We start from the raw sequence: 684 nt of genomic DNA, 5'->3' as shown, positions 1-684 counted from the left end.
GATGCGCTCGTCCTGGCCTTGCGCGCCCTGGGACTGGGGCCGGGGGACGAAGTCATCGTACCGGCCCATACCTTCATCGCCACCTGGCTCGCCGTCACGGCGGTGGGGGCGCGTATCGTGCCGGTGGACGTCGCACCGGATACGGGTCACCTCGATCCGGCCGCCGCCGCGGCCGCCATCACCCCGCGCACCCGTGCCATCCTGCCGGTGCACCTGTATGGCCAGCCGGCCGATCTGGCCCCATTGCTCGACTTGGCCGCGCGGCACGGCCTCGCCCTGGTGGAGGACGCCGCGCAGGCCCACGGGGCCCGCTATCGCGGCCAGCGCATCGGCGCCCATGGCCATGTGGTGTGCTGGAGTTTTTATCCCGGCAAGAACCTCGGCGCGCTGGGGGATGCCGGTGCCGTGACCACGAACGACGCGGCCCTTACAGAAAAGGTGCGACGGTTGCGCAACTATGGCAGCGCGGCCAAGTACGAGCACCTGCTGCCAGGGGTGAATTCGCGTCTGGACCCCTTACAGGCGGCCATACTGCGCGTGAAGTTGCGCCATCTCGATGCTTGGACCGCGCAGCGCACGACCGTGGCCCGGCGCTACGAGCAGGGCATCAAGTGCCGCGAGCTTAGCATACCCCAGGTCCGCCCTGACCGCGAGCCGGTCTGGCACCTGTACGTCGTGCGTCAC

1 protein-coding gene is annotated in these 684 nt (G+C 69.6%); it reads left to right on the top strand.

The window, feature by feature from the left end; all coding sequences use genetic code 11:
* A partial coding sequence (locus NZU74_20485) for a DegT/DnrJ/EryC1/StrS family aminotransferase (GenBank protein MCS6883706.1) occupies nucleotides 1–684 on the top strand: 684 nt, incomplete at both ends.

Source organism: Chloroflexaceae bacterium (genome assembly GCA_025057155.1).
Classification (GTDB): domain Bacteria; phylum Chloroflexota; class Chloroflexia; order Chloroflexales; family Chloroflexaceae; genus JACAEO01.
The sequence above is the reverse complement of the archived record's forward strand: the minus strand, read 5'-3'. Positions and strand labels throughout refer to the sequence as shown.